Annotated in this window: 8 protein-coding genes; 5 read left to right on the forward strand and 3 right to left on the reverse strand. The window is 45.8% G+C overall.

The window, feature by feature from the left end; genetic code table 11:
* The first annotated feature begins 47 nt into the window (after positions 1-47).
* From rplU to rpmA, 3 genes are read left to right on the forward strand one after another with little or no spacing between them, the layout of a single operon-like run.
* On the forward strand, positions 48-359 hold the full coding sequence (rplU, locus tag HMPREF9443_RS05020; protein WP_009145437.1) for a 50S ribosomal protein L21: 312 nt from the start codon (positions 48-50) through the stop codon (positions 357-359).
* Between the two features lie 5 nt (positions 360-364).
* Positions 365-691, forward strand: a complete 327-nt coding sequence (locus HMPREF9443_RS05025; RefSeq protein ID WP_009145438.1) for a ribosomal-processing cysteine protease Prp — start codon at positions 365-367, stop codon at positions 689-691.
* Between the two features lie 5 nt (positions 692-696).
* Positions 697-990: a 50S ribosomal protein L27 gene (gene rpmA, locus HMPREF9443_RS05030; protein ID WP_021720615.1), complete on the forward strand. Its 294-nt coding sequence runs from the start codon at positions 697-699 to the stop codon at positions 988-990.
* A 111-nt stretch (positions 991-1,101) separates the two neighbouring features.
* Here the strand turns inward: rpmA and HMPREF9443_RS05035 are convergent, their stop codons facing one another.
* Together HMPREF9443_RS05035 and HMPREF9443_RS05040 are read right to left on the reverse strand one after the other, a co-directional pair.
* On the reverse strand, positions 1,102-2,289 hold the full coding sequence (locus HMPREF9443_RS05035) for an iron-containing alcohol dehydrogenase (RefSeq protein WP_009145441.1): 1,188 nt from the start codon (positions 2,287-2,289) through the stop codon (positions 1,102-1,104).
* Between the two features lie 200 nt (positions 2,290-2,489).
* On the reverse strand, positions 2,490-3,422 hold the full coding sequence (locus HMPREF9443_RS05040) for a DMT family transporter (protein WP_050787107.1): 933 nt from the start codon (positions 3,420-3,422) through the stop codon (positions 2,490-2,492).
* 473 nt (positions 3,423-3,895) lie between these two features.
* Here HMPREF9443_RS05040 and nrdD point away from each other — a divergent pair, with 473 nt between their 5' ends.
* A complete protein-coding gene (gene nrdD, locus HMPREF9443_RS05045) occupies positions 3,896-6,022 on the forward strand; it encodes an anaerobic ribonucleoside-triphosphate reductase (RefSeq protein ID WP_009145444.1) in 2,127 nt (708 codons plus the stop codon).
* A gap of 18 nt (positions 6,023-6,040) precedes the next feature.
* A complete protein-coding gene (gene nrdG / locus HMPREF9443_RS05050; RefSeq protein ID WP_009145445.1) occupies positions 6,041-6,580 on the forward strand; it encodes an anaerobic ribonucleoside-triphosphate reductase activating protein in 540 nt (179 codons plus the stop codon).
* 107 nt (positions 6,581-6,687) lie between these two features.
* On the opposite strand, the gene HMPREF9443_RS05055 is transcribed toward nrdG, so the two are convergent.
* A complete protein-coding gene (locus HMPREF9443_RS05055) occupies positions 6,688-7,305 on the reverse strand; it encodes an HD-GYP domain-containing protein (protein ID WP_021720610.1) in 618 nt (205 codons plus the stop codon).
* Between the last annotated feature and the right edge of the window lie 403 nt (positions 7,306-7,708).

The following is a 7,708-nucleotide window of genomic DNA, read 5'->3' on the forward strand; positions in this document are numbered from 1 at the left end:
TCAGGGTACCGTATTTGGCGAGTCTATCATTAAGGGAGGTGCAATAGATGTACGCAATTATCAAAACCGGTGGCAAACAATACCGTGTAAGCGAAGGCGAAACTCTGCAAGTTGAAAAACTGAACGCAGAAGTTGGCGCTGAAGTAGTTTTTGAAGAAGTTCTGACCGTTGTAAATGATGCTGATGTTAAGATTGGCAAGCCCGTAGTTGAAGGTGCAAAAGTTGTTGCTAAAGTTGTTGAACACGGCAAAGCAGACAAAATTTTCGTTTTCAAATACAAAGCTAAATCCAACTACCGTAAACGTCAAGGTCATCGTCAACCGTTCACTACTGTTGAAATCACCGCTATTAACGCATAATTTTTATGGTAAGTGTTGATTTATTCAGGAACAGGCAGGGTATGATTACCGGCTATAAGGTTAGTGGTCATGCTGGCTACAGTGAGGAAGGCTCAGACATTGTCTGCAGCGCGGTTTCCGCTCTGACACAGGCTCCCTTGCTTGGCTTGGAGAAACATTTGAAACTCAATCCGTCCTATGTCGTTAATCAGGAGGACGGAATCTTCGAGGTAGCATTGAACAGTGCTCCTACCGACCTGACAGAGGCTATATTGCAAACCATGATTTATGGAGTGGAATCAATAGCGCGTCAGTGTCCGCAATATGTTCGCATTCAAGAACATAGGAGGTGAAAGTAATGTTTGAAATTATTCTGCAATTACATGCACATAAAAAAGGTACTGGTAGCTCCCACAACGGTCGTGACTCTAACGCACAACGTCTGGGTACCAAAGCTCATGACACCCAGCTGGTAACCGCTGGCAGCATCATCGTTCGTCAACGTGGTACTAAATTCCATCCGGGCAACAATGTTGGCATGGGCAAGGACTACACTATTTATGCTAAGGTTGAAGGTCGCGTTAAATTTGAACGCAAAGGCCGCGACAAACGCCAAATCAGTGTATATCCTGTTGAAGAAGCAGCAATGTAATCTTCATAAAAATTACTCCGTAACTCTCTGGTTACGGAGTTTTTTGTGTTTCCGGCACTAGATGAAAAAATGCTTCCCCGCAAAGGGAAGCATTTTGATTTTAGTAACAGGTTATTTTGCCGCACGGTAGATATTTTCCATATCTCCGATAGTCAGAACTTTAAACTGGCCGATAGTGCGCGTATTCATAAAGCTGCATTTATATGCCAGCTCTTTGATTTCATCTTCTGTGAGGTCCTTGCCGATAAGCTCGTGAATGCTGGTGGGCATACCGATATGGTGAAAGAAGCTTTCCATTGCAGCAATGCCTTCTAAAGCTGTAGCCTCGGGATTACGGAAGTTATAGGGAATATGGAAAACATTGGTTGCCAGCTGTGCAAAGCGGCCGACATTTTCTTTATAGACATAGCGTGCCCAGCTGCCCCAGACTGCTGCCAGACCTGCGCCGTGAGCAACGCCGAACATGCTGCTCAGCTCGTGTTCTAGCTGGTGGCAGGACCAGTCACCGAAGGTGCGGTCACCGGTGGTTTCGTTGTGGGACAGGGTACCGCTCCACATGATTTCGGCGCGGGCATCGTAATTATCCGGTTCTTTGAGTGCAATTTTAGCATAGCGCATAACATTGCGCAGCAATGTTTCGGCAATACCGTCGATTAGTGCCAGCTGATGTGTGGCAGGAGCGGTAAAATAACGCTCCAAGGTATGTACCATGATATCAGTGCAGCCGCTGGCTGTCTGGTAGGCAGGCAGGGTATAGGTAAGCTCAGGGTTCATAATAGCGAATTTGCAGTAGCCGTAATCGGTAGAAAGACCGCGCTTGAGCATGCCGTCCTCGTTGGTGATAACGCTGCAGTTGCTCATTTCGCTGCCTGCTGCCGCAATAGTCAGCACTGCGCCGAGCGGAGCGCAGGCGGTAATCTCTTTTTTCTTAGCATAATAATCCCACACATCTCCGGGGTTGGCAAGACCGTAACCAATGCCCTTGGCGCTGTCGATAACACTGCCGCCGCCGACTGCGAGAATAAAATCAACGTTTTCCTCACGGCACAGTTCTACGCCCTTTTTAACCATGGAAAGCTGCGGATTAGGCACAACGCCTCCCAACAGTACGTATTCCAGGCCTGCGTCCTTCAGGCTGGCGCAGACGCGGTCCAGCAGACCGCTTTTCTTGGCGCTGTGGCCGCCGAAGTGTACAAGTACCTTGTGGGCACCATAATATTTACACCATTTACCTGCTTCGTTTTCGGTATTTTTACCGAAGATTATTTGTGTAGGTGCGTGAATCTGAAAATGATCCATAATATCAGCTCCTTGCCAGTAATAATTTCTCAATGGATAAAAGGTAATAAAAGAATAACAAAAAGACTGCCTGAGGTAGCAGGCAGTCTCTCGCAAAACAAAATCCGGAGAGGACTGACATACAGCTATCAGGAATCTCTCTTACTTTGCTTATTATAGGAAATTATTTTTTCTTTGTCAATTTATTTTAAGTGTAAGGCTTAGTGCTTCTTTAATCCCAGTATTTCTTCCGGCAGCTGTGCCAGCGTAATAGCTGCAAATACCAGAGCACAGCCAAAGATTTCACGGCTGCTCATAGCCTGTCCCAAAATAAGCCAGCCGCTTACCAATGCGAAGGCTGATTCCAGACTCATCAGCATGCAGGCAACCAGGGAGCTGACATGTTTTTGGCCGACAATCTGCAGCGTGTAGGCTACACCGCTGGACATGATACCGGCGTAGGCGATAGGTGCCCAGCCTGCAATAATATTGCTCATGGATGGTGTTTCGAAAATAAACATCAGCACACCGTTGACCACGGTGCAGGTCATAAATTGTATGAGTGACAGGCGCACGCCGTCAAGATTTTTAATGATATTTTCTATGGCGATAATCTGTGCGGCAAAGCAGAAAGCGCAGATGAGGGTGTATAAATCACCTTTGTTGATAGAGAAGCCTTCGTTGATGCAGATGAAGTACATGCCTACGGCTGCTACGACAACGCTGAGACCCTGCAGCAGGGAAACAGAGCGACGATAGAAGATATAGCTCAAAACAGGTACCAGAATGATATAGAGTGCTGTAATAAAGCCGCTTTTGCCTACGGTAGTGTACATTATGCCAAGCTGCTGGAAAAAACACGCGAGTGAGAGGAACAGGCCGCAGGTGATGCCGCCCTTAAGCAGACGTTCTTTATAAATAGGGTCATCACTGCCTAAAACAGTAAAGCGCTTACCTGCCGCTTTGTCGAACAATAGGCAGCAGCCGAACAAAAATATAGTAGCCAAAACACTGCGCGCGCAGTTGAAGGTTAACGGTTCGGCGTAATTGCCTCCGACGCTTTGCGCGATAAAGGCAGTGCCCCAGATAAAAGCACACAGCGTGAGCATGAGAACGCCGCGAGTACTATGATTATTTGCTGATGAATTATGCATAAACAACACCCCTATAACAAAACAATAAGATGAAAATTATTATACCATATTTTGCAGTGCGTGTACAAAGGTAACAGCTTGAAAAAACGCCGTCAGAGGGATAATTTTGAGTTGCTTTTCTGCGGAATATTTCCTCTTGCAGGACTTTTTTGTAAAGCAATTAGCTGAAAACAGAAAAAATAAAGCTAAGTGCTAAATTGGCGAAAAAATCGTCTACAAAGAATTTTATCAACATATTGATGAATTTATCTTTGACACCTACGATATATTGTGGTAGAATAAAGCTACAGAAAATGCTGCGCTTAACCGTAGCTGTTTTTTATGATAAAGACAAGGCTTTGACTGTTACGGTCAGAGCCTTGAATAACGTATAGGTGTATTTTAAGAATAACTTATGGAATTTTGTTCTTAGTTCTTATACGAAGATATGAATTTATAACTTTAATTTTTACAGGAAAGGATGCTGACAGGTTATGAAAGTTATTAAACGCGATGGCACAACAGTAGATTTTGATGCCGCAAAAATTGTCGTTGCTATTCAAAAAGCCAATGCTGCCGTGGAACCGGAATTTCGTATTGAGGAGGATAAAATCCAGGAAATTGCGGATAGCGTACAATCTCGTAACCGCATGCGTCTGCTTGTAGAGGATATTCAGGATATGGTAGAGCATAGCCTGATGGATGCCGGTAAGTTTGAATTGGCAAAGCAGTATATTATTTACCGTTATAAACGTGCTCTGGTGCGTAAGGCCAACACTACCGACGATTCTATTCTGTCCTTAATCCGCAACAGCAATAAGGACGTTATGGAAGAAAACAGTAATAAAAATGCAACGATGGCTGCTACTCAGCGTGACTTGATTGCCGGTGAGGTTTCCAAGGACCTGACGAAGCGTATTATGCTGCCGGCAAAGATTTCGAAGGCGCATGAAGAGGGCGTGCTGCATTTCCATGATGCCGACTATTTTATTCAGCCTATTTTCAACTGCTGCCTGATTAATATCGGCGATATGCTGGATAACGGCACGGTTATGAACGGCAAAATGATTGAAAGTCCTAAGAGCTTTCAGGTTGCCTGCACCGTTATGACACAGATTATTGCTTCTGTTGCTTCTAGCCAGTACGGCGGTCAGTCTGTTGATATCCGTCATCTGGGCAAATATCTGCGTAAGAGCTACGAAAAGTTCAAAAAGGGTATTATGGAGGCCGCTGAAGGCAACATTGATGAGGAAACTCTGGAGCGTCTGACAAACGAGCGCCTGCGCTACGAGCTGAAGGGCGGCGTACAGACTATTCAGTATCAGATTAATACCTTGATGACCACCAATGGTCAATCTCCGTTTGTTACCCTGTTTTTGAATCTGCAGAAGGATGATCCGTATCTGAAGGAAAACGCCATGATTGTTGAAGAAATTCTGCGTCAGCGTCTGCAGGGCATTAAAAATGACAAGGGCGTTTATGTAACCCCGGCCTTCCCGAAGCTGGTTTATGTTCTGGATGAGCATAACTGCCTGAAGGGCGGCAAGTACGATTACATTACACGTCTGGCAGTAAAATGCAGCGCTAAGCGTATGTATCCCGATTACATCAGCGCTAAGAAGATGCGTGAAAACTACGAAGGCAATGTTTTCTCCCCGATGGGCTGCCGCAGCTTCCTGTCTCCCTGGAAGGATGAAAACGGTAACTATAAATTTGAAGGTCGCTTCAATCAGGGCGTAGTTTCTCTGAACCTGCCGCAGATTGGCATTGTTGCCAAAGGCGATGAGCAGAAGTTCTGGAAGCTGTTGGATGAGCGTCTGGAGCTGTGCTTTGAAGCATTTATGTGCCGTCACAATGCGCTGAAGGGCATTAAGAGCGATGTCAGTCCTGTACATTGGCAGTACGGTGCTATTGCCCGTCTGGGTAAGGGTGAAACAATAGACAAGTATCTGGAAAACGGTTATTCTACTATCTCTCTTGGCTATATCGGCCTCTATGAGCTGACCAAGCTGATGAAGGGCGTAAGCCATACAGATCCTGCAGGCAAGGATTTTGCTCTGCGCGTTATGAACCGTCTGCGCGGTGCCTGCGATAAATGGAAGGCACAGACAGGTCTGGGCTTCGGTCTGTACGGTACACCGGCAGAAAGCCTTTGCTACCGCTTCGCACGTATCGACAAGGAACGTTTTGGCACGATTGAGGATGTTACCGATAAGGGTTACTACACTAACTCCTATCATGTTGACGTACGTGAGAAGATTGATGCTTTCAGCAAATTTAAATTTGAAAGCCAGTTCCAGAATATTTCCTCCGGCGGTGCGATTTCTTATGTAGAAATTCCTAATATGCGTCACAACACCGAAGCATTGGAAGAGGTTGTCAAATTCATTTATGACAACATCCAGTATGCGGAGTTTAATACTAAATCCGATTACTGCCATGTTTGCGGCTTTGACGGTGAAATTACCATTAATGATGATAATGAGTGGGAATGCCCCGCATGCCACAACAAGGATCACTCCAAGATGACGGTTATCCGCCGTACCTGCGGTTATCTGGGAGAGAACTTCTGGAATGTAGGCAAGACTAAGGAAATCAAAGCCAGAGTAATGCATCTGTAATTTGCGAGGTGAGGGCGTATGAATTACGCAGAAATAAAAAATCTGGATATTGCTAACGGACCGGGCTTGCGTGTATCGCTGTTTGTCAGCGGCTGTACGCATCATTGCAAGGGCTGCTTCAACCCGGAGTCCTGGAATTTTAATTACGGTCAGCCTTTTACGGAAGCAACGCAAGAGCATTTGCTGGAGCTGTTGGAGAACGAACATATCCGCGGCCTGTCGCTTTTGGGCGGTGAACCATTCGAGCCTGCCAATCAGGCAGAACTGCTGCCGTTCCTGCGCAAGGTAAGAGCACGCTTTCCCAAGAAGGATATCTGGTGCTACAGCGGCTATGATTTCGAAAAAGATATGCTGACAGGTAATCTCGGCGCTTGGGAAATCACTGAGGAAATGTTGTCCTACATTGACGTACTGGTAGACGGAGAATTTAAGCTTGAGCTGAAGAATCCTAATCTGCGCTTTCGCGGCAGCGAAAACCAACGCGTTATCCTAGTGCAGGAATCGCTGAAGGCAGACGGCATTGTACAATGGGATGACGGTGAAGGCTTGAGCATCTGATAAGCAGTGCGTTTACAAATTTATAAAAAATAAAGCATCCCGGCTCGCAGGAGCAGGGATGCCAGGAAAAAGAAATAGCATTGTCGGTCTTAGCAGGACTGACAATGCTATTTTAATTGTGTGCGCAAGGATTGCGGAATAACAGATTCGATAAAGGCTTTGACTATTGCCGGCTCAAAATCCAGACCGGCCTTATTCTGCAGCTCGATGATAGCGTCGGCGTGAGTTTTTTGCCAATGCTGGGTGCAGGGGTTAAGGTTGCGGTCATAATAATTGGCTACGGCGACTATGCGTGCACCGATAGGGATGTTCTGTCCCTTCAGGCGTTTGGGATAACCGGTGCCGTCCCATTTTTCATGGTGCGCGCGGATGATATCGCTGATGGTATCAAAGCCGGGAATGTTTTCCAGCATGCTGGCGCCTGCGATGCAGTGACGTTTATAAATAGACTGCTCGCGCGTAGAAAGAAACGGCAGCTTAGCCAAAATAATATTGGGTACGGAAAGCTGACCGATATCATGCAGCAGCGCTGCTGTTTTTATCTGCGAAACTTCGCTGGCAGGCAGACCGAGCTTAGCGGCAGTGCTGGCAGAATAATTGGCAACCTGCTGGCTGTGCAGATAAATTTCTCTATTTTTAATTTCCAACATTCTTAAATAGAACTCGCAGATATCCTTCGTCAGGCGAGCATCAGCAAAGTCCAGACATTGTGGTATAGCAATCATAAAGCTTATTTCCTTTTTCCGTTCAATATTGAGTACAAATAGTATAGCACTTTTTGAGAAAAGATAAAAGTATGCAGAGCGATTGACTTGCAAAAAAATTTTTTTCCCATTATAATAGATAGGACAACTCAGGTCTGTGGTTGCAAGTCGATGCCAGTTGCAGGCGAAACGATCCACGTAAGCAGCAAAATTTTGCTGTGAGCACGGTGCAGCTTAGAAGTAAGTCCTGCCGCAAAAAAATTATGGGCGAGAGAGGTAGTAGTGGGGAGCGGAATGCTTAGGAGCGAACCTTCCAGCAGGCGAGTGTGGGGGCGAAAACCAGGTCAGCTGAGTTGTTTTTTGTTACCTAAATTACAGTTTGCCGCAAAATGAAAAAAAAATGCGGCCAATTTTTATTTTTATA

The organism is Phascolarctobacterium succinatutens YIT 12067 (assembly GCF_000188175.1).
GTDB classification, from domain to species: domain Bacteria; phylum Bacillota; class Negativicutes; order Acidaminococcales; family Acidaminococcaceae; genus Phascolarctobacterium_A; species Phascolarctobacterium_A succinatutens.

What these genes read in the sequence shown, in the direction of transcription:
- HMPREF9443_RS05055 (WP_021720610.1), bottom strand. Translation starts at nt 7,305, where the DNA reads ATGATTGCTATACCACAATGTCTGGACTTTGCTGATGCTCGCCTGACG.
- nrdG (WP_009145445.1), top strand. Translation starts at nt 6,041, where the DNA reads ATGAATTACGCAGAAATAAAAAATCTGGATATTGCTAACGGACCGGGC.
- rpmA (WP_021720615.1), top strand. Translation starts at nt 697, where the DNA reads ATGTTTGAAATTATTCTGCAATTACATGCACATAAAAAAGGTACTGGT.
- HMPREF9443_RS05035 (WP_009145441.1), bottom strand. Translation starts at nt 2,289, where the DNA reads ATGGATCATTTTCAGATTCACGCACCTACACAAATAATCTTCGGTAAA.
- rplU (WP_009145437.1), top strand. Translation starts at nt 48, where the DNA reads ATGTACGCAATTATCAAAACCGGTGGCAAACAATACCGTGTAAGCGAA.
- HMPREF9443_RS05040 (WP_050787107.1), bottom strand. Translation starts at nt 3,422, where the DNA reads ATGCATAATTCATCAGCAAATAATCATAGTACTCGCGGCGTTCTCATG.
- HMPREF9443_RS05025 (WP_009145438.1), top strand. Translation starts at nt 365, where the DNA reads ATGGTAAGTGTTGATTTATTCAGGAACAGGCAGGGTATGATTACCGGC.
- nrdD (WP_009145444.1), top strand. Translation starts at nt 3,896, where the DNA reads ATGAAAGTTATTAAACGCGATGGCACAACAGTAGATTTTGATGCCGCA.